Origin of the sequence: Rhodococcus artemisiae (assembly GCF_036327795.1) — a bacterium.
Lineage (GTDB): Bacteria > Actinomycetota > Actinomycetes > Mycobacteriales > Mycobacteriaceae > Rhodococcus > Rhodococcus artemisiae.
Genome location: NZ_JAUTXY010000026.1, coordinates 31,422 through 50,601 on the forward strand (window position 1 = coordinate 31,422; position 19,180 = coordinate 50,601).

15 protein-coding genes and 2 pseudogenes are annotated in these 19,180 nt (G+C 66.6%); 11 read left to right on the plus strand and 6 right to left on the minus strand.

Annotation, left to right across the window (positions count from 1 at the left end):
- Positions 1 to 8 precede the first annotated feature (8 nt).
- The 8 genes and pseudogenes from Q7514_RS31360 (at position 9) to Q7514_RS31395 (ending at position 7,651) form a co-directional block, all read left to right on the plus strand.
- Positions 9 to 254 (plus strand): toluene-4-monooxygenase system B family protein, encoded by a 246-nt coding sequence (locus Q7514_RS31360; RefSeq protein WP_330137158.1) that lies wholly within the window; start codon positions 9 to 11, stop codon positions 252 to 254.
- Positions 251 to 619: a Rieske 2Fe-2S domain-containing protein gene (locus tag Q7514_RS31365; protein ID WP_159927696.1), complete on the plus strand. Its 369-nt coding sequence runs from the start codon at positions 251 to 253 to the stop codon at positions 617 to 619. The genes Q7514_RS31360 and Q7514_RS31365 overlap by 4 nt, the downstream gene beginning before the upstream one ends.
- Positions 620 to 628: 9 nt before the next feature.
- Positions 629 to 934, plus strand: coding sequence for an MmoB/DmpM family protein (locus tag Q7514_RS31370; RefSeq protein ID WP_159927694.1), 306 nt, complete (start codon positions 629 to 631; stop codon positions 932 to 934).
- A gap of 1 nt (position 935) precedes the next feature.
- Positions 936 to 1,973 carry an aromatic/alkene monooxygenase hydroxylase subunit beta gene (locus Q7514_RS31375; protein WP_330137159.1) on the plus strand — a complete coding sequence of 346 codons (1,038 nt, stop codon included), beginning with the start codon at positions 936 to 938 and terminating at the stop codon, positions 1,971 to 1,973.
- The gene (locus Q7514_RS31380; RefSeq protein ID WP_330137160.1) at positions 1,970 to 2,962 is read left to right on the plus strand and encodes a 2Fe-2S iron-sulfur cluster binding domain-containing protein; all 993 of its coding nucleotides are present in this window, start codon (positions 1,970 to 1,972) and stop codon (positions 2,960 to 2,962) included. Before Q7514_RS31375 ends, Q7514_RS31380 begins: the two co-directional genes overlap by 4 nt.
- A 31-nt stretch (positions 2,963 to 2,993) precedes the next feature.
- Complete coding sequence (locus Q7514_RS31385; RefSeq protein ID WP_330137161.1) at positions 2,994 to 4,064, plus strand: alcohol dehydrogenase catalytic domain-containing protein; 1,071 nt, start codon at positions 2,994 to 2,996, stop codon at positions 4,062 to 4,064.
- 837 nt (positions 4,065 to 4,901) lie between these two features.
- A pseudogene (locus Q7514_RS31390) lies at positions 4,902 to 5,240 on the plus strand (4-hydroxyphenylacetate 3-hydroxylase N-terminal domain-containing protein); the annotation flags it as partial.
- Between the two features lie 1,217 nt (positions 5,241 to 6,457).
- A complete protein-coding gene (locus tag Q7514_RS31395) occupies positions 6,458 to 7,651 on the plus strand; it encodes an NAD(P)-dependent malic enzyme (protein WP_330137162.1) in 1,194 nt (397 codons plus the stop codon).
- A gap of 101 nt (positions 7,652 to 7,752) precedes the next feature.
- Here Q7514_RS31395 and Q7514_RS33345 read toward each other — a convergent pair.
- Positions 7,753 to 8,953 (minus strand): annotated as a pseudogene (locus Q7514_RS33345) (IS701 family transposase); the annotation flags it as partial.
- 548 nt (positions 8,954 to 9,501) lie between these two features.
- Here Q7514_RS33345 and Q7514_RS31415 point away from each other — a divergent pair.
- Entirely contained in the window at positions 9,502 to 10,443 is a 942-nt protein-coding gene (locus tag Q7514_RS31415) for an AraC family transcriptional regulator (protein WP_330137163.1), read from the plus strand.
- Positions 10,444 to 11,519: 1,076 nt separating this feature from the next.
- Here Q7514_RS31415 and Q7514_RS31420 read toward each other — a convergent pair.
- The 4 genes from Q7514_RS31420 to Q7514_RS31435 form a co-directional block, all read right to left on the minus strand.
- Positions 11,520 to 12,380, minus strand: a complete 861-nt coding sequence (locus Q7514_RS31420) for a hypothetical protein (RefSeq protein ID WP_330137164.1) — start codon at positions 12,378 to 12,380, stop codon at positions 11,520 to 11,522.
- An 831-nt stretch (positions 12,381 to 13,211) separates the two neighbouring features.
- Positions 13,212 to 14,240 (minus strand): PDDEXK nuclease domain-containing protein, encoded by a 1,029-nt coding sequence (locus tag Q7514_RS31425; protein WP_330137165.1) that lies wholly within the window; start codon positions 14,238 to 14,240, stop codon positions 13,212 to 13,214.
- Positions 14,241 to 14,904: 664 nt separating this feature from the next.
- Positions 14,905 to 15,213: a hypothetical protein gene (locus tag Q7514_RS31430; RefSeq protein ID WP_026137924.1), complete on the minus strand. Its 309-nt coding sequence runs from the start codon at positions 15,211 to 15,213 to the stop codon at positions 14,905 to 14,907.
- 154 nt (positions 15,214 to 15,367) lie between these two features.
- Entirely contained in the window at positions 15,368 to 15,889 is a 522-nt protein-coding gene (locus tag Q7514_RS31435) for a hypothetical protein (protein ID WP_017681402.1), read from the minus strand.
- 1,256 nt (positions 15,890 to 17,145) lie between these two features.
- On the opposite strand from Q7514_RS31435, the gene Q7514_RS31440 reads away from it, so the two are divergent.
- On the plus strand, positions 17,146 to 17,889 hold the full coding sequence (locus Q7514_RS31440) for a methyltransferase domain-containing protein (RefSeq protein WP_017681401.1): 744 nt from the start codon (positions 17,146 to 17,148) through the stop codon (positions 17,887 to 17,889).
- A gap of 262 nt (positions 17,890 to 18,151) precedes the next feature.
- Here Q7514_RS31440 and Q7514_RS31445 read toward each other — a convergent pair whose 3' ends face one another.
- Complete coding sequence (locus Q7514_RS31445; protein ID WP_006936872.1) at positions 18,152 to 18,334, minus strand: hypothetical protein; 183 nt, start codon at positions 18,332 to 18,334, stop codon at positions 18,152 to 18,154.
- Between the two features lie 129 nt (positions 18,335 to 18,463).
- Between Q7514_RS31445 and Q7514_RS31450 the strand changes: the two genes are divergently transcribed.
- Entirely contained in the window at positions 18,464 to 19,051 is a 588-nt protein-coding gene (locus Q7514_RS31450) for a hypothetical protein (RefSeq protein ID WP_017681400.1), read from the plus strand.
- Positions 19,052 to 19,180 lie beyond the last annotated feature (129 nt).

Below are 19,180 nucleotides of genomic sequence, written 5' to 3' on the forward strand. Positions count from 1 at the left end.
TGCTCGAGATGGCTTTGTATCCTGTACAAGGGATATTCGATAATGACTTCGTCGTCATGCTCATACCGATCGACGACGCGGACCCGATGTCAGTCGTCGCGGAGAAGGTTGCACACCACGCCGCCGGCCGACGCGTCGCTCCCCAGTCCGGGCCTCTGCAAGTCCGGTTCCACGGCCAGGTACTGGCGGAAACCGCCACCGTGGCCGATGCGGGGGTAGCCCCGCTCGATGTGCTGCAGGTGGGATATCGATGAGTGACGTCGAGGTCGGATGGGCCGACGCACTCGAACTCGGTGAACTGTGGGAAGGCGACATCATCGACGTGGAGTTGCATGGGGAGCAGGTTCTGTTGGTGCACCACGCCGGTGGCGAGATCCTGGCTTTCCAGGGCATGTGTCCGCACCAGGAAGTGTTGCTCGCCGACGGGAACTGGAACGACGAATCGGGTGTCCTCGAATGTCCCGGACATCACTGGCAGTTCGACATGCGAACTGGAGACGGGCTCAATCCCACAGGCTGCCGGCTCTACCGGTTCCCCGTCCGCGTCGCCGATGAACAGATCCAAGTTGGAATACCGTGCGACGGCGTACGACACCACAACCGAGCGAATGACAGCTAGAAGGCGGAGATGACAGACGTGACACTCAAGATGGTGGGACCGCTCATGCGCGGACTCGACATGGATCTCGCCGACGCCGTTGCGGAAGCCATCATCGCTGACAATCCGGACTCCGATGTCCAGGTTCACGATGAGGGAGGGTATGTCCGCATTCAAGTACCCGAGTACTGCCGGCTCACCCAACTCAGCCTGGAGCGCGAACTCGGGCGGGCCTTTCCACTGGTGGAACTCGAACCAGCACTGAGCGGATTCGCAGGTCGCATGAAGCAGGTCAAAGACGATGAGATCATTTGGTTTCTGGAAAGGAAAGATTGAGATGGCGTCCAACGCGCGGATCAAACCCAAACCCAAGACATGGAGCCTATTGGGGGATGTGCGACGCAAGCCGTCGCCGTACGAGGTCGTCACATCGAAGTTTCACACCCACTTCCGTCGCAATCCGCAACCGTTCGAACATGCAGGAATGCCCCTCAACGGTTGGTATCTGCAGCACCGGGAAGGATCACCATTCCAGGTAGAGGACTGGGAGCAGTTCCGCGACCCATACAAACTCACCTATAAGGACTACGTCGCACTGCAGGACGAGCGGGAAGTGTTCGTCGACAAACTCATCGACCAACACGAACACGCTGAGTCTGCCCGGGGCCTGACTCCGGAGTGGGTGGCGACGCTCGAACGGCTACTCGTACCACTACGCTTTCCGCTGCACATCCTGCAGATGACGGGACTGTACGTAGGCCAGATGGCCCCATCATCCTTCATCACCAACTGCGCTAACTTCCAGGCCGCGGATGAGTTGCGCCGCATTCAGCGCGTGGCCTACTGGACCAAGGTTCTCGCGAACACCCACGGGGACCGGCTCGCATCCACGGACGTCGCGCGGACCAGCTGGGAACACGATCCCCTGTGGCAGCCGACGCGCGAGGCATTGGAACGGCTCCTGATCGCGTACGACTGGGGCGAAAGCTTTGCGGCCTTGAACCTCGTGATCAAGCCACTTCTCGACACGGTGTTCAACGTGCAGTTCGCCGCTCTGGCCGGGGAGAACGGAGACGAGTTCCTGCGGACGCTCTTCACCGAGTTCGGCGAAGACAGCACTCGCAGTCAGACCTGGTCAGCCGCGCTCGTCCGGTACTCCCTCGAGCGTGACCCGCAGCTGGCGGACGTGCTCGGCGGCTGGGTCGCGCAATGGCAACCGCTCATGCTCGAGGCCGTCAGTAATCTCGGTCAGATGTTCGAGAAGGCGCCACAGCCATTGGCGGCCATCGAACTGACCGAGGCCGTCGCATCCGCACAGCATCAGCACCTGCAGGCCTGCGGCCTCATGGTGCCGTCCGGGGACAACGAGCCGTGACATCAGCCTATCGAGTACGGGTGACGCCGGGCGGTGAGGAGTTCGAAATCCGCAAGGGTGAGCGCATTCTCGCCGCTGCCCGGCGCTCCGGGGTCTGGCTGCCCTTCGAGTGCGGCTGGGGAGCCTGTGGGACATGTAAGCTCACGCTCATCGAGGGCCAGACCGACACGCTCTTCGACACCGCGCCAGCGATTCATCCGCGGGACGCCAGGCGAGGACGAATCCTGGCGTGCCAAAGCGCGGCCGGCTCAGACCTTGTCGTCAAGGCAACCCGGACCGATGAATCCCCGCGGACTCATCTCGGAACCGGCGACTACACCGCGCACTTGGCGCAGGTGGACGAGCTCGCTCCCGACATCCGCCGGTTCCGTTTCCGGCTCGATCGGCGGGCAGAGTACCGAGAAGGCCAATTCGCAGTTCTCGAACTCGGCCCGGATCTACGGCGATGTTATTCGATGGCGGCCACGTCCGGGAATCATCACGTCGAGTTCATCGCCAAGCGCTACACGGGCGGTCGAGGTAGCGAACGCCTCTTCTCCTTGCCCCTGGGGTCGGTTGTTCCCATCGAGTTGCCATACGGCGACATGTGGCTACGCCAAGACGAGCGGCCCATCTTCCTGATTGCCGGCGGCACAGGAGTGTCGGCGATACTCGCCCTTGCGCACCAACTGGCGGCAACCAACGACCCCCGTCCCGTGCGGGCCTTTTACGGCGCAACATCCGTCACCGAACTGGTCGGTCGGTCGCAACTGGCCCACCTCCTGGCGGGACTGCCCGACGGTCGCCTTCACACCACCTCATCGACTCCGTCCGCGGACGTCTCAACGTCCAGCGGTTACGTGACCGACGCGCTCGCCGCACATGCCGACAGCCTCGCAGGTGGGCGGATTTACCTGGCCGGACCACCGCCAATGGTAGACGCAGTCCTGAAGCTACTGAGTACAGGCGGCCAATCAATCGATACCATCCACTACGACCGTTTCGGGTAAGTCAACTCACTACCCGAGAAGGGAGGCAGACATGCGAGCAGCCGTTTACCACGGACCCAAGGACGTCAGGATCGAGAAGGTGGCCGATCCACGCATCGAACAGCCAGGCGACGTCATCATCAAGATGATCACCACATCCATGTGCGGATCCGATCTGTACCTCTACAACGGCGAGGTCGAGGAACTTGTTGCGCCCGGTCACACAACACTAGGGCACGAGATCTGCGGCGAGGTGGTCGAAGTCGGATCAGCCGTCAACCGCTTCGCCGTCGGGGACCGGGTGACATTTCCCTACTCGGTCAGCTGCGGTCGCTGCCAGTCCTGCAGAGTTGGCCAGACCGCGCATTGCCTGACCTCAGGCAAGGCGATCTACGGCTTCGGCACAGCATTCGGAGACCTCGGGGGAAGCCACGCAGAGTATGTACGGTCACCGTTGGCAGACGACCACCTCGAGCATGTTCCCGACTCGGTCCCCGATGACGTCGTTCCGTTCCTCTCATGCAACCTGCCGGCAGCCGCAATCGCGGTACACGCGGCAGAGATCGAACTGACCGATACCGTCGCGGTCGTCGGTTGCGGGGCCACGGGCCTGTTGGCACTCGACCTGGTCCGCCGTCACACCAACGCAACGGTGTACGCGTTCGATCCCGTGCCTTTCCGCCGCAAACGAGCCGAATTACTCGGTGCGGTGCCGATGGATGCCAGCGCGGACGCTGTAAACACGTCAATCCAGGCGGTCCTCGATGCAACACACGGGCACGGAGTACACAAGGTCGTTGAGTTTGCGGGCCGCGGTGACGCTTTCGATCTCTCGGTGGCTCTCGCACGGCCCGGCGGAACGATCAGCGGCGGTGGCGTCTACGTCGAGCGCGATCACCCGGTGTCACTCTTCGACATGCATTTCAAGAACCTAAGGTTGGTGCTCAACGGATTCGCCAATGCCCACACCGCCCAATGGCATGCGATGCAGCTCATCGAAAACAATGTGATCGATCCCACTGCGGTGCTCACACATCGCGTAAGCCTGTCCGAATTACCTTCTACAGCTGAACAGTTCACTACGCGTGAAGAAGGATTCCTCAAAGCGTTGATAACACCGTAACTGGGCCTGACGGCCATGGTGGCGCCGACGCGTACACAACGCAGGGTAGCCGCCCGTGCTCTTTGACGGCACCAGGCCGCAGGACTGCGGCCAACGAATCCCCCCGGAGAACAGGAGGGCAGAGTTCTCGGCACGTCACGCCGACCAACCTATAAGGGGGGCGGCGCAAGACCGGAGCCTGTACGGTGCCGCAGAGTGAGTGGCTAAGCCCGAAAACACCGATTCACGGCTCTGGTCACTGCGAGCCTCGGTGTACGGCATGGGACGGGCGCATGGCCGTGGCTGATCATCCGCCGTCTCGTGTTGGGTTGTTCCACTGTGCCTTTCGCGTCGAGTCCGGGCAGGGTCGCCGGTGTTAGACGAGGGTCCGGTCGATTGCGTCCGATAGTTCTGCCGAACAGATGCCGGGCAGTAAATTGCCGCCAGCTCCGACGCCGAAACTTCCCGTCCGCCGGTGACGGACACGATGCGACCGGTCAGGGGATGTTGCCGTACGCACCCGGATGGCCGGAATCGCTCAACACGGGCGCCCCGATCGCTCCCGCACTTGTCCGGCCATCCGGCGACGCTGACGTGTTCGCCCCGGGCTTCCTACGACGGCGGTGACACGTCATCCTCATCGGCGTGAACCTCGATGCGTCCGGCGCCTCGCGGACGGACCCACTGCCCTCTACCGCAGCACCTTCCACAATCTCGGTGCCGTCTCGGGGCAGCACGGCGTGGAACGGCTGGCTCGACGGGCCCCCACAGATGATGGTTCGACGCCGCCGCATCGCTCACTCCGCACCACCTGCAGCTCGCTCAGGCTGCCTCATAGTCCTGACCGAAGGGAACACCATGACCACCACCGAATCTGGCGCCGAGATCACCGTCGACCGCACCAAGGTCAATACCGCCGCAGACGGCGAAGCCAACCGCACCGCCAACTTCGCGTCGCGCCCGATGACCGGAGACGAGTACAGCGAGTCGCTGCGCGTCGACCGCGAGCTCTGGCTGCACGGGGAAGGGGCGACGGATGTCACCACGCATCCGGTATCCCGCAGCCCCGACCGGACGACCGCCCGCCTTTACGACGCCATATACACCGGTGAGCACGTCTACACGCTGACGACTCCCACGGGCACCGGCAGCGGTGGCGTGACGATGATGAGCATCGACGACCCTGCCACGATCGATCTCTCGCATACCCCACCGTTCGCCACGGTGTGGGAGGCGATTCAGCTCGCCACGCCGCTTGTCGGATCGGATGTGACCGCGCCGAATCGGCGCCGCTTCGGACGAAAGACGCAGCCGCGGACAGTGTGACCCAAACGATGCCGATGGAGGACCTCCTCGTCGAATTGAACAGCTGGGCAGGTGGGATCGAGGCCCGGGAGGGTCGGTGCCTTCAGGGCGCGGGTGAGGGCCGGACAATCGACGATCACCAGGGGCGGCAGCACGATGATTACCTCCTCCTATTCCGAGGTCGGGGAGCCGGATTGGCATGCGGTGCGAATCCAACCGCGTAGATCCCGAGTGCCTGGCCAGTGCAATGTCGGCATGGGGCGACTGATCAGGTCTCGAGAAAATACGATACGTGCAATGGCATCCGGTCGGAGCGCCAGTTTCGCGGCCTCGATCGACCCAATGCGCGGCGACGCGAACAATCCGTTTGGCCAGACGAGAATTGAAGGATCCTGCTGGCTCATTGCACATTCCCGCACAGAATCACCACCACGCCTATCTCCGTCGCCTTACCTCATGTGCAATCCACGAGAACACGGTGGATCCGGGAGTGGGAGAAGTCCACCGACGGAAGCCGACAGGGCTGCATTTGCCCCTTTCCAAACACCGAGCACTGGCCGCGGGGCGGGATGGGGAACGCAAACTGGCTTCCCCGCAGTAGTTCTCACGTTCGGTGTGCGCCCCAAGCAGACAGACAATGAGGAAGCCCATCACTGTGCAGAGATGTCGGTATGCATCCGCTTGCCGCTCATACGCGGAGACCTTCACATCTGTCGCCCACACTACGGTGAGCAGATCCCGCTCGTTCGTGACAGGCGTTGCGCGTCAACAGACGTCGCCCATTCTGGGTCGGCGTTTGTCAACAGACGTCGACATATCGACGGCGACGTTCGCGCACTATATGATATCGAGTGCCTGCCGTGCGCTGTCGCGGGACAATCTTGTCGAGCAACGTCGGGCAGGCACCGCAGCTCATCGTTTGGACAGGTCCTGCAATACCGTGAGCATTGGTGTACCTTCCCAACTAGTTTGTTGGCGGGCTGGCATTTGATCAATCCCGATTCCCGAATGATCATCTCCGGGACGGTGCGTGCTCCCAGAATCTCAATCACAGGCATCGATCATCGCTCGGTCCAGATCCACGCCGAACCCCATACCACAGGAGTGACATGTCTATCGTTTCGGAAATGACCGCACCCCAGAAGGTCGAGCTGACCGACGAGGAGATCTTCGCCGGCCACATCGGGGGGAAGCTCTCGGTCGAGACCACGACCGCCCTCGATACGCAGCGCGCCCTGTCCATCGCCTACACTCCTGGTGTCGCCGAGGTTTCCCGCGCGATAGCGTTCGACGAGACCCTCGCCGACCGCTACACCTGGACCAACCGCCTGGTAATGGTCGTCTCCGACGGTTCCGCGGTGCTCGGCCTCGGGGACATCGGCCCGCGCGCCTCTCTTCCCGTGATGGAGGGCAAGTCCGCCCTGTTTAAGAACTTCGCGGGTTTGAACTCGATCCCGCTGGTCCTCGACACCAGGGACCCCGACGAGATCGTCGAGACCCTGACCCGGCTGCGCCCGAGTTTCGGTGCGGTCAACCTCGAGGACATCTCCGCGCCGCGCTGCTTCGAGATCGAAAAGCGCCTCATCGAGGCCCTGGACTGCCCGGTCATGCACGACGACCAGCACGGCACCGCCATCGTCGTCCTGGCCGCCCTCAAGGGTGCGGTCAAGGTCCAGGACCGCGACCTCCACGAGTTGCGGGTGGTCATCTCCGGTGCCGGCGCCGCCGGTGTGGCCTGCGCGAACACCCTGCTCGCTGCCGGGATCGCCGATGTGACGGTCCTCGACTCCAAGGGCATCGTCTCCGCCGACCGGCAGGACCTGAACGCGGTCAAGGCGGATCTGGCCGCGCGCACCAACCCGACCGGCCGCCGCGGCGGCATCGTCGAAGCCCTTAACGGGGCGGATGTATTCCTCGGGGTGTCCGGGGGCACCGTGCCGGAGGAGCTCATCGCGACGATGGCGACGGAGTCGATCGTGTTCGCGTTGTCGAACCCGGACCCGGAGATCCACCCGGACATCGCCCGCAAGCATGCGGCGATCGTGGCCACCGGGCGCAGTGACTTCCCGAACCAGATCAACAATGTGCTGGCCTTCCCCGGTGTGTTCCGTGGTGCGCTCGATGCCGGTGCCCGCCGGATCACCGAACGTATGAAATTCGCCGCCGCCGAGGCAATCCTCACAGTCGTCGGTGACGAGCTGACTGTAGACAAGATCGTTCCCAGCCCGCTCGATCCTCGCGTCGCCCCCGCTGTCGCGGAGGCAGTCGCCGCCGCTGCTCGTGCAGAAGGCGTCACCGACTAGTAGGGCTTTGTTAGGTTGGAAGCCTGTGGTGACACAGTGGGCAGGTGCCGATCCAGATGGCGAGTGCGCGTTGGATGTCGCGGACGATGCCGTAGAGGGTCAGCCCTGCCCACCGGCTTTTGGGTCGGTCGCAGAGTGGTCAGGAACAGGTGGGCGGCGGTTAGGAGGGTGGCGTGGTGGTGCCAGCCGAGCCGGGAGCGGCCTTCGAAGTGGTCGAGACCGAGGGCGACTTTGAGTTCGCGGTAGTCGTGTTCGATGTGTCAGCGGAGTTTCGCAAGGCGGATGAGTTCGTCGATCGGGGTGTCGACAGGCAGGGTGGAAGCCAGTAGTCGGTGGGTTCTGTTGCACTGATGGGCCATTCGGACAGTAGCCACACCTGCTCGACCGACCCGTCGGTGGCGCGAGGGACTCGGTGGCCGGCGGGTCGGCCCGCAGGGCGACGAACTGGGAGCGCATGACGGCGTCAGGATTGCCGGGTGTGGTCTTGGTGCCGCGCCGCCACGACACGTCTCGTGCCGCATCCGGTCCGGCGGCGATGACCATGTCCTTGCAGCTGGACTTCGGCACCCGGTAACGGGCGGTGAAAGGGCGGCCGGGGCCGATTCGGGGCGGGGTCTCGGGCTGGGCGTCGGCCGGGTCGAGGCCGGTCGCCCCCTTGACTTCCACCATGTAAGGGATATCGCGGTCGGAGAGTTCCGCGCGGAACTGTGCGCCCTCGCCGTAGCCGGGCGTCGGTGACCGACGATATCGGGCCGGGGACGGCCCCAAGCGATCAGTTCGTCGATCATCTCGACCGCCATCTCCCATTTCCGCCGGTGCCGTTCCCCCGTCGGGTATCGCCGACTTCTTCCGGCGTGCCGCGACGACGCGCGCGGTATCCGGACCATCGGCGCAGGTCTCGTCCCAGCTTTACGGAAGGAGCAATCGCCAGTTCAACGGACACGACGCGGCGTCGAACGCGGCGTGCACACTGACCGCGACCTGGCAGTTGCCGACCTTGCCCAACGTGCCCGAGTACTGCCGGGCCACACACGGGGAGGAACCGCCGTCCTTGCCGAACCCCGTGTCATCGACCACCCACGTGTCCGGTGTGATGAGCTCGCACGCCTTGCGTGAGAGCACCATCCGTACCGGCTCGACTTTCCACGGCGAGGTGGTCACGACCTGCTGCAACCCCTAATGATCGACACCGAGCCGAGCCGCCATCGGCTGCATCGACTTGCGCTCACCACTGTGCATCAACCCCCGCGTGTATACCCCAGCCGTCGCCATCCTGTCCTTCCGTGACAGCGACGAGAACACCTAACCGACAAAGGAATCGAGACGTTCATCGACCTCGGACAGGGCTGCGGCATCCACCCGATCATCGTCTCGAAGATCGCGCCGAAACTCGAGACCCCGCACCCAACCGTGATAGACCTAACAAGGTCCTACTAGTCGCTGACCAGTGATGGGCAGTGGTGGGCGAAGCCGCTCGTCCCACCACTTACGAGTTCAAAACGACTTCCCATAATTTTGCCGTGTCCTCAGCTTCGGCGTGGCACACACCGGACGGCGAGGACGGTGAGGACCGCTGCGAGGCTCATCGCCATCGAAGCACGCGGAGCATGCGGCAGCAGGCACGCCGAGGAATCGTCGGTTCGGGGGCCGTTCAGAGGTACCGATCCGCTCGAACCGCATCTGGCGTATAATGTCGTGACGCGAGTCACAACATACTTGCGTAGGTCGGTGCGTCCGCCCCCCAATGGCACGCGCTTGCGCGGGGGAACCATAGAGGTAGAGGTGAATTTTTCTACATGTCGACGGAACCCCTCGCACATTGCTCTCAGTTCCGTACCGGTGACCTCGATGTGATCCGCGATGTCGGCGGGCGGCTACTCGTTCCGCACTACGTCAAGGCCTCAGGTGCGGTTTCTTCGGATGCCCGTATGAACGCGGCCAAGCTCGGCAACACGACTCTTGCGTATTTGAGGTACGAATCTCGTATCACGCTGGAGGCGCCGACGACCAAAGCGCTGTACTTTTTCACGCTGCCGCTCACCGGAAAGGCGGAAGCTCAGCGGGGCAAGCACGAGACCGCTGCATCGACACCGTCCCTCGGCGTGGCGTATCGGGCCGAAGACCCCTCGATGATCACCCTCAGCCCCGACTACAGCATGATTTTCGTACGCATCGAACGCCACGCCCTGGAACGGCAGCTCGAAGGTTTGCTGTGCCGCGAGATCAAGGCACCGCTGTGCTTCGACTTCAGCATGGATCTGACCTCCCCGTCACTGCGCACCTGGGTTGACAGTGTCAGGCTGTTGCAAGCTCAGATGGAATGCGACGCGGAGACGGGTCACGAGCCGCTGCTGGTTGCACGAATCGAAGAACTGGTGATGACCGGCTTACTGGTCGGCCAGCCGCACAACTATTCCGAGCTGCTACTCAGCACACACGGACCCGCTCGGCCGCGTGCAGTGAAGCAGGCGATCGACCTGCTCGAACAGCAACCGGACCAACCATGGTCGATGTCGGATCTCTCTCGTGCGATAGGGGTCAGCGCCCGGACGCTGCAGGACGGTTTCCAACGCTACGTCGGCGTATCCCCGACCTACTATTTGCGTGAGGTCCGCCTTCAGCGTGTGCGCGCGGATCTCAGCAACCCGGCGTTGTGGACGTCAGTGTCAGACACTGCGTACCGATGGGGATTCGCGCACCTCGGTCGCTTTGCTGTGGCCTATCGCAACAAGTTCGGCGAGGCGCCCTCGGAGACACTACGCAAGTCGACATCAAAGAATCTCCCTCACTGACGCGGTACGACTACCAACGGGTCACCGGCGTAGCGCTCCAGCGATGAGCGGACCGCGGCAACGCGGTCACCACCCGCAATTCCCAACTGGCGGTGCATTCGCTGATCGCCTACGCCGCCTATCGCTATCCGGAACATGCCGGCACGTTCGGCCGCGTCCTGGCCATTCCGCCGAAACGACGCCAACGCACCGACGTGACCACCTGACGACCGCGGAAAATTCCGCACTCTGGCCGCACCCGACCGAACCACACAGGCCGAGCGACCACGACCACGCACTACTGCAGACCGCGGTGACCACCGGGATGCGAGTTTCGGAGTTGACCGATCTGAAGATCGCCGAATTTCATCTCGGGTCCGCCGCGTAGGCCGTTTGTCGCGGAAGGGCCGGAAGAGTCGAAGCACACCGATCGACCGGCAAACCGGGGATCTCCTACGCGGGCAGATCGACGGCCGCGCAATCGGATTCCTGCTTTCTATCCGGACCGGAACACGGATGAGCCGTGACGCAGGGCGGCACGCTTGACACGACACACCGCGACTGCCGCCGAGGCATGTCCGAGCCTGGCTAGCACCGGCGGCCAGTGCCCGAACGTCGTGCGTGGTGACGGCGCGCTCCCTTCCCTATTCCTCCGGTTCGGTGTTACCTCCATCACATGAGGGCAGCCGGCGACGACACCGAGCATTCGACGGGCTCCGTCGACGCGCAGAGCGGACAGCCGAGCACACAACGCGCAGGCGTCGCCGTGCCGCCGGTGACCGTACCGGTGGGGACGGATCGAACGTCACCGGTACCCCGCCGAATCTGGTCGGATCGAGCATAGCCAGCCTCTTCCAGTGTGGGATATCGGGTAGCGGACATGAGGTTCGGAGAATTATTGATCTCCGTATTCTGCAGACTTCGGAATGGTGGAGGAAGCCGAGCACCTCAATTCACGGTCCCCCCTCGTCGACCGGGATGACCAGCACCCTGGGGGCCCCCGGGGAGGTCGGACCGGCAGCCTCGGCATCCGCCCGTCACCGATCCGGCGGATTCGCGGCCATCTATGCCCCCACGGTGAGTGCAGCCCTCGGAGGTCAGCGCAGTGCGGTCGGCTCCGATCTCGTGGCGGCGGTGCGCAGGTCGCGCAGTTCGGTGCGCAGTTCGTCGGCGCGTTCGCGGGCGGCCTCGGCCTGGGCGCGGGCCGCGGCGGTCTCGGCGCGGGCGGCCGCGAGGTCGGCGCGCACGGCCTCGGTGCGATCGCGCTCGGCGGCGGTCTCGGCGCGGGCGGCGGCCAGGTCGGCTTCGAGCCGGCCGACGGTGGCGGTGGCCTGATCGGCGGCGGCGCGGAGCCGGGCGAGCTGGTCGCGCTGCTCCTCGACGAGGGCCTCGAGGTCGGCGGTTCGCCGACGGTGCGCCGCCTCCGATTCCTCGAACCGGGTCGTCCACGCGTCCAGGGCTGCGGTGTGGTCGGCGTGCAGGCGGTCGAGTTCACTCTGGTGTTCGCGGCGGGCCGCGGCGAGCGCGGTGGCGGCGTCGTCGGCCTGCGCGACGGCGGCGGCCGCGGCCGCATCCGCGTCGGCACGGTCGTCGGAGGCGGCGTCGAGTTGCTCACGCAGCCGGGCGATCTCGGCGCCGGCGTCGGCGCGGACCTTGTCGGCGTCGGCCTGCACCCGGCGCAGGTGCGCGTCGAGCGCGGCCGGGTCGGCCAGCAGCGCGGTGGCCGCGGTGATCGACGCGGCCACCTCGCTCAGGCGTGCGAGGGCGGCCTGGGTTTCCTGCCGCAGCAGCGGGACCGCCTCGGCCAGGGTGGACACGGCTTGGGCCGGATCGGTCGGGGTGGCCGCCTCGAGCCGCTCGGCGCGGGCCGCCTCCTTCTGTCGTTGCCGCCAGGCCCGGACCCGGTCCGCGTCCGAGGCGTACTCGCGGCGCCGCCCTCCCCTACTGCCCTCGGTCATCGCCCCGCCCTCCCTCTCGCCTCCTGAGCCGCGCGTGATCTTACCTCAAACGTACCGTTTCGTACGTAACATGATACGTACGAACGATTGGGTTGCCCGGCCCGATGCCCGGGTCGGGGGTCGGCTGCCGGTTCTCGCCCAAGGGGGGGCGGCGCGTTTCTCACCGGACCGGGTGCCGGGGTTGGCACGCTTCTCACGGATGTGGCCGGAGATGATGCCTCGGTGCCGGGACATGCAGAGGAGGGCTGCTGGGCCGACGGGGGGTCGAGACGGTGCCCATGGGCCGAGCGCGGTGTGGAGCGACGGTGCCGTGGGTAGTGGCTGCCGGCGGCGGCCGACGAGCCGGTTCGGTCGGGGCGCTCGCACCCCGGCGCGAGCAGCGGAGCTTTCCGGGGGGCCGGTGCCGCGCCCGGCGCCGGGCCGGCAGCGCGGGGTTCGAAGCGTGGGTCGAGCGGGATCATCTGGTGGCGTGGGACTTCGAGGCCTCGGCGGTCGGCCTCGGGTCGCAGGTGTGGGGCTGGCCGTGGGACGCGCGAGGGCGACCGCACCATGCCGTCCTGCCCGCATCCCCCGCTGCTGAGCCGAGGCCGGTGGCAACCCGGCTGCTCGAGGTGTGCACCACGCCGATGCCGTGGAGGGACGACGCGGAGCCGGCCGGCGGGGGACTTCCGTGGGGCCATGTCGCCGGTCCTGTCCCCCCGCTGTGGAGGGGAGCTGCTCGTGGCGGCTCCAGCGGTGGGCGCTGCCGGACCGCACGCTCCCCCTGTCGGACACGAACCCCCTCTTCACCCACCGGATCCACCCCGGGACGTGGGGTGCCGAGGGGGGTGCCTACTGCGGGGTGGGGTCGTCGAGCTCGAGGGCGACCGCGCGGGTGAGGGCGTCCTCGGCGGGGAGCGCGGCCTGCTCGGCGGGGGTGAGGTCGTAGCGGGAGACGGCGATCGGCTGGGTGGTGCCGGCCAGGGCGTACCGGACGACGGACTCGTTCTTGTCGGCGACCAGGAGCATCCCAACCGTGGGCTGGTGCTGCGGCCGGCGCAGCCGGTCCTCGACCAGGGTGACGTAGAAGCCGATCTGGCCGGCGTCGCGCGGGTCGAATTTGGTGGTCTTGAGTTCGATGACCACGTACCGGAGTTGCTCGACGTGGAAGAACAGCAGGTCGACGAAGAAGTCGTCGCCCTCGACCTCGAAGTGGACCTGGCGGCCGACGAACGCGAACCCGGGTCCGAGTTCGCGCAGGGTGTCGATGATGCGCTCGACGAGTCGATCCTCGAGCTCTCGCTCGACGGCGTCGCCGTCGATGGCGAGGAACTCGAGGGTGAACGGATCCTTGGTGATCTGCTGCGCGAGCTCGGAATCGGGGCGTTCGAGCGCGTGCGGGAAGTTGGACGGGGCCGCCCCCTCCCGCAGGTGCAGACGGGTGGTGATCTGGTGGGCCAGCACGGGCCGGCTCCAGCCGTGGGCGAGGTCCTTGGCGCTGTACCAGTCGCGCAACTCGGCGTCGTCGAGCTTTTCGAGCAACTCGATGACGTGGCCCCAGGGCAATTGGCCAACGGGTCGTTGACCGATTGCCTCGGGGTCGGGCCACGCCTCGGCGAACCGGCGCATGTACTTGAGGTTGGCCGGGGAGAACCCCTTCGCCCCGGGGAACTCGGCGCGCAGATCCGCGGAGAGCCGGGCCAGGACCTTGCTGCCCCAGGGGGCTGTCTTCTGTCGCTCGATGATCGTCGCACCGATCTGCCAGTAGAGCCGGAGCAGTTCGGTGTTCACCCGGCGCTGGGCGATGTAGCGCGCCTCGTGCACGAGCCGCTTGATGCTCTCGAGTGTGGCGGCGTAGTCGGTCGGGACGAGGGAGGACATTCCTCGACGCTAGTGGACCTCGCCGCCCCCGCCACGGCACCTCCCCGGGGGCGGCGGAACGGCTCGCCCGGACCCGGCGGGTGGCGGGCCTGTCGGCCCGCGCCGTCGACCAGGTTCACCGTCCGCGCGCTCGGCGAGCCGGCCGCCGAGCGCGGCCGGCGCGACGACGAGCTCGAGGACCTGCACCGGCGCCTGCTCCCCTCGATTCAGGACCCGTCCCGGCGCGGTAGCCTCCAGGCCGCGGTCGGGTGACCCGGCTCGACCGCTTCGGCGAACGCGTCGGCGCCCCCACCGTCGTGGTCGGACACTGCGGCGAGGTCCTTCAGGAGGGGTGTCCTCCCCGTCGTGCGGTGCGCCCCGTCCGACCGGCGCCCTCGTGGACGACCTCCCCCATGCCACGGTGGTCCCGACGCGGCCCTGGCGAGAAGACGAGGTACCCCGGTCCGACAGCCGCGGCCCGCGGACGCATCGGTGCGCCGGAAGGCGCCGGACCCGGTCGAGTACCGGCTCCGGGATCCGCCTCTGCTGCTCCGGTACCGGCCCGGCGGCCACGAGAGGCGACGAGACCGGAACAGCGAGACCGGGCGCCGCGGAGCCGGCTCGGTGTCCAGGTTGGGGGTAGCTGCTCCTCGTGTCCTTGTCGTGGTCGGCGTGGGATCCGGGGTCAGCGCGCCTCGCGGTGGGTGCGGTCCAGGATGCTGTCGTTGACCGCGGCCGCCAGCGTGGCCTGGTGTTCGTAGTCGTCGATCCACTCGAGCACGGCGCCGGGACCGTCCACCCCGGCCGTGATCCCGATCCGGGGACGGGTGTCGATGCTCAGATGCACGAAGGGTGAGTCCTGCCCCGGCTGGCGGGTGGTACGTAGGAGGCGGCGCAATGCGGCGGCGCCGGCGATCACGGCGTCGACTTCGGTGGCGGCGGTGCCGGAAGCCTGCGCGACGGCCGGATCGCAGGTGACAGTCCAGGTGTGCACGAGCGCGTCCTCCTTCTGGTCGGTACTGCTTCGGTGCACGCCAGTGTGCCCGGCCGCCCCGGCCGCGACCGGGGCGCACACAGGCGGTAGGGCCGGTTCTGTGGAGAACCGGCCCTACTGTGGATAACTCACTGTGGACAATTCGCTGGAGGGGTCAGCGGCCACCGCCCTGGGCGAGGGCCTTCTCGTCGGCCGGGAGCAGCACCGACCGGGCCACCTGCACCGTGCGGGCCAGCTCGGCGACGAACGCGGTGTGTCCGGCTTTGTCGAAGAACCGGAAGGTCAGCGGACCGGCCTCGACGTCGACCCAGTGGACGTGACGGCGACGCTGCGAATCGAACGCTCCACCGGCGGTGACTTTGGAGGTGGGGACCTGGGACCAGTTCACCGTCACCAGATGCTCGTCGGTCGTGAAGCGGTCCGGGCGCAGCAGGAACTGCTCGGGCAGTGCCATAAGAAACCCGCCGGTGGCCGGGCGGCGCAGCACCGCAACCAGGCCCCGGGCGACCGCCGGGTCGGTGAAGACCATCCGCACCGCGCCGATCGTGGCAAACACCGCCGCGGCTGCGGTCAGGGCGCTGGTCACATCCAGCCGCACCTGCTGCGACGCTCCGGCGATCATGATGGTGGTGCGGGTGGTCAAGCTCGGAAAGCTCGGGGTCTGCGACGGGGTCATGGCGACCTTCCTGCTCGAGGTGAGAACCGGCGCGGGTCCGCCTGTTCTTTTGCCCTTCTGGCACGGAGAATTTGGACCGGCATGAGGGCCGTGGAGTGCAACTTCTGGGACGGAAAAATCTCGCCGGAGCGCAGCGGAGAAGAGAATTTTCCGGGCCGTCAGGCCGCGTAGCGCCCAGGGGTTGCGCGTAGCGGACCGCCGGTCAAAATCGGAAGGCCAGAAGGGCAAAATCAGGCTCTTCGACAGGGCGGAGCGCAGCGGAGCTCGATTCGGTGTGCGCCGCAGGCGCACCAAGGACCGCGCACGATGTCGACGACACTGCAGGGCCTCGAGACTCGTGGCCACATCTCCTCTGGGATGGCCCCTCGATGGCCCGATGCCCCGCTCGGGTGAGATGGCATTCGACGTGGCTGCGGGGCGGGTCTCGAATCCTCGCTGCGGAATCCCACGGCGAGTGGCGGGCTCGTGGCAGATCCGCCCTCGTGGTGAGACACGCCCGATTTCACCCGGGTCAACGGATCACCCATGACCGCGGCGCCGGCGTGCTCGAGCCGTCGCGCCGACGGCGCAGCCGGTCGGCCCTCTCCCCTGTGGTGTGCCGGTGCCGCGCAGGTGTGTCGACCGGGTGACAGCCCGGCGGCAGATTCTGCCATGGGGCGGGCGTGCGTAGCCGAGTAATGCTGGCCTGCAGGACTGTACGCTCCGGGAAATGCGCAGCCGGAGGGAGATTCCGGTCGGGCCGCGGCATACGGAGCCTGAGAGGATCCGCACCGGGCGTTATAGCGCTACAACGCCTCAATTCGGCGCCGGGAAGCGGCCACGGTTCGCCGGGCCCGCCACCGCGACGAACCTGCCGGAGCTGGGCCCTGTCGAGGACACCGTCACCGCGGCCGCAGCGGACGCGGCTTGCTGCGGGCGCGTCGGACGGGTGTCCGCGTGCCGTTCTCCATCGCGGCGCGGATCGAGCAGTTCCACGAACTGCGACGAACGAGGTCACGAACTCGAAAGAGGTCATGGCCTCGTATTCGTTGATCGATCGGACGGGCGATCCGACTCTGACCGGTGCACCGGTTCGATCTTTGCCGTGTTGCAATAGGGCGGTGATGACCCTGACACAGCACTGGTGGCCGTACTTCTAGCGGCCTTGTGAACTGTGTTGTCCGGCCGCCTTCTCCGCGGTCGATGACGCTCACGTCTCTGCACGACAGTGATACCGGTCGGCGGGTGAGGCGGTCTCGATCCGAGAGGAACCACCCGTGACCCACAACGGCGATACTGCCCACGCGACAGGTATCGGCGAGATGCTGATCAGCTCCCGTTCGCTGGACGAGTACCGGTCGATGTTCCACCTCACCGACGAGGACCTGTCCCGGAAAATCCTGGACTGTCCTGGCGGCGCCGCGGGGTTCACCAGCGCAGTGAACCGCCTCGGCGGCGACGTGACGGCCTGCGATAGGGCCTACTTCGACCGCGACACCGAACAACTCGCCGTCGTTGCGGCAGCTGAAACCGAACGTGGGAACCGGTACATCCGAGCCCACACGGAGCACTTCGACTGGGCGTTCTTCGCCGACCCCGACCAGCATGCACGCGTGCGCCGGCATGCGGTCCAGGAATTCGCCGCCGATATCCGCCTGAATCCGCGCCACTACGTCGCCGGGCGATTGCCGTCCTTGCCGTTCCCCGATGCCGCTTTCGATCTCGTACTCAGCTCACACCTGCTGTTCAGTTATTCCGACCGCCTCGACCACACCTTCCACCTCGACGCGATCCGCGAACTGATGCGGGTCGCCCGCGGTGACCTGCGGGTCTTTCCGCTCGTGGCCTCAGGATCGTCGGTTCGCTATCCGCGCCTGGACGATCTCCTCACCGACCTTCGGAACCACGACATCGCCGGTGAAGTCGTCGAGGTCGGCTATCGGTTCCAAAGGGGTGCTCACCACATGCTGGTGTGCCGCCACATCGCCTCACACGGTTCGGTGGCTGCAGGTTCTGTCTGAGCGCACTCACATCTCGGCCAGAAAGTCCGCAGGGTGGGCCCTCGCCGAGCAGGACGGGTAATGCTCTGGAGCATTCCGGGAAAGCTCTGCATCGCCTCCGCCGAAAGTGCTGCTGACCAGGTATCGCGAACCGCACGGATCCGGCCTTCTCGGGCGGGCGCGCGCCGGTTCCGCTGGGGACGGCGGCGAGCGTACCGACGTCACCGGCAGCACCGAGGCACGCTGCGGGTGGCCGCACCGAGGAGTGCAGATCCGGCCGGGGTTACAGGTCGAACAGCGAGAATTGGTCGGCCTGGGCCTGGGCTTCGGTGTCGCGGCGGTGCCGGTCGGCCATGGCGCGGGCGAGGTCTTCGGTGCAGCCGAGTTCGGTGGCGACCTCGCTCCAGTCGTGGCCGTCGTGGCGCAGCTGCCACGCCCACTGGTGCAGCTGTTCGTCGGTCTCCATGCCGGGCGCCCCCTCGATGACCGGGGGCGCTCTCGCCCCTCAACTCGTGAGCTGCCGCGACCGTAACCGAGGCGGCACCGGTTCTCGGGTAGGCGCGCCGAGCAGGCTCCGACCAGGTAGGAGCCGTGCGTGGGTCGCGCCGGCAGGACCGGCCACGGCGCGCAGCGCGCCCGCGACGGCGTCGACGGACAGCCGATCCGGACCGGGCAGGTCGCGAAGCACCGGCCGATGCGGGGCGGGCTGGGGGTGACCGGCGGCGGATCGTGGCGGCCTTCGCCCGCACACCGCCGATCCGGCAGACTCCCTTGTTCACCGCCCCGATCGCCGGTCGCCGGCACCGGCAGGTCCCCCGGCCGGTTGCCGGCCGCGGTGGCGGTACACAATGCCGGGCTCGGGGCGCGTCGCATCCTGGTCGAATCCTGCGCCCAGGACACGCAGGATCTCGCGGCGCTCACCGGCGCCCTCGCCCACATCGGGGCGCCCACGACGGTCCGGGCGAGGGTTGACCGCCGGCACGCGCACGAGTTGCGGTGGGACGGCGACCTGATCGCGTACGCCGACACCGCGGGCGGGCAGCTGCGGCGCGAGCGACTCGGTGGTCACCGCGGCGCGGTGCGGCAGAGAAGCGCGAAGGACAGCGGACCACTACCCCCCCCCCTGCCCCGCACCACGGATTCGGGAATGCCCCCGGGACCCGGGATCGGACCGTCACCGTGACACCGGCCGCAGCCCTACGCGGACCCCAAGGATGCTCGACACGACGAGGTACCAACGTTCCCGCCGCCATCTTCAGCGCGGGTCGCCGTATCCCCCCGGGAGGCCCGTGCCCCCGCGGCGGGGGGTGAA

What these genes read in the sequence shown, in the direction of transcription:
- Q7514_RS31360 (WP_330137158.1), top strand. Translation starts at nt 9, where the DNA reads ATGGCTTTGTATCCTGTACAAGGGATATTCGATAATGACTTCGTCGTC.
- Q7514_RS31365 (WP_159927696.1), top strand. Translation starts at nt 251, where the DNA reads ATGAGTGACGTCGAGGTCGGATGGGCCGACGCACTCGAACTCGGTGAA.
- Q7514_RS31370 (WP_159927694.1), top strand. Translation starts at nt 629, where the DNA reads ATGACAGACGTGACACTCAAGATGGTGGGACCGCTCATGCGCGGACTC.
- Q7514_RS31375 (WP_330137159.1), top strand. Translation starts at nt 936, where the DNA reads ATGGCGTCCAACGCGCGGATCAAACCCAAACCCAAGACATGGAGCCTA.
- Q7514_RS31385 (WP_330137161.1), top strand. Translation starts at nt 2,994, where the DNA reads ATGCGAGCAGCCGTTTACCACGGACCCAAGGACGTCAGGATCGAGAAG.
- Q7514_RS31395 (WP_330137162.1), top strand. Translation starts at nt 6,458, where the DNA reads ATGTCTATCGTTTCGGAAATGACCGCACCCCAGAAGGTCGAGCTGACC.
- Q7514_RS31420 (WP_330137164.1), bottom strand. Translation starts at nt 12,380, where the DNA reads ATGACCGAGGGCAGTAGGGGAGGGCGGCGCCGCGAGTACGCCTCGGAC.
- Q7514_RS31425 (WP_330137165.1), bottom strand. Translation starts at nt 14,240, where the DNA reads ATGTCCTCCCTCGTCCCGACCGACTACGCCGCCACACTCGAGAGCATC.
- Q7514_RS31435 (WP_017681402.1), bottom strand. Translation starts at nt 15,889, where the DNA reads ATGACCCCGTCGCAGACCCCGAGCTTTCCGAGCTTGACCACCCGCACC.
- Q7514_RS31445 (WP_006936872.1), bottom strand. Translation starts at nt 18,334, where the DNA reads ATGGAGACCGACGAACAGCTGCACCAGTGGGCGTGGCAGCTGCGCCAC.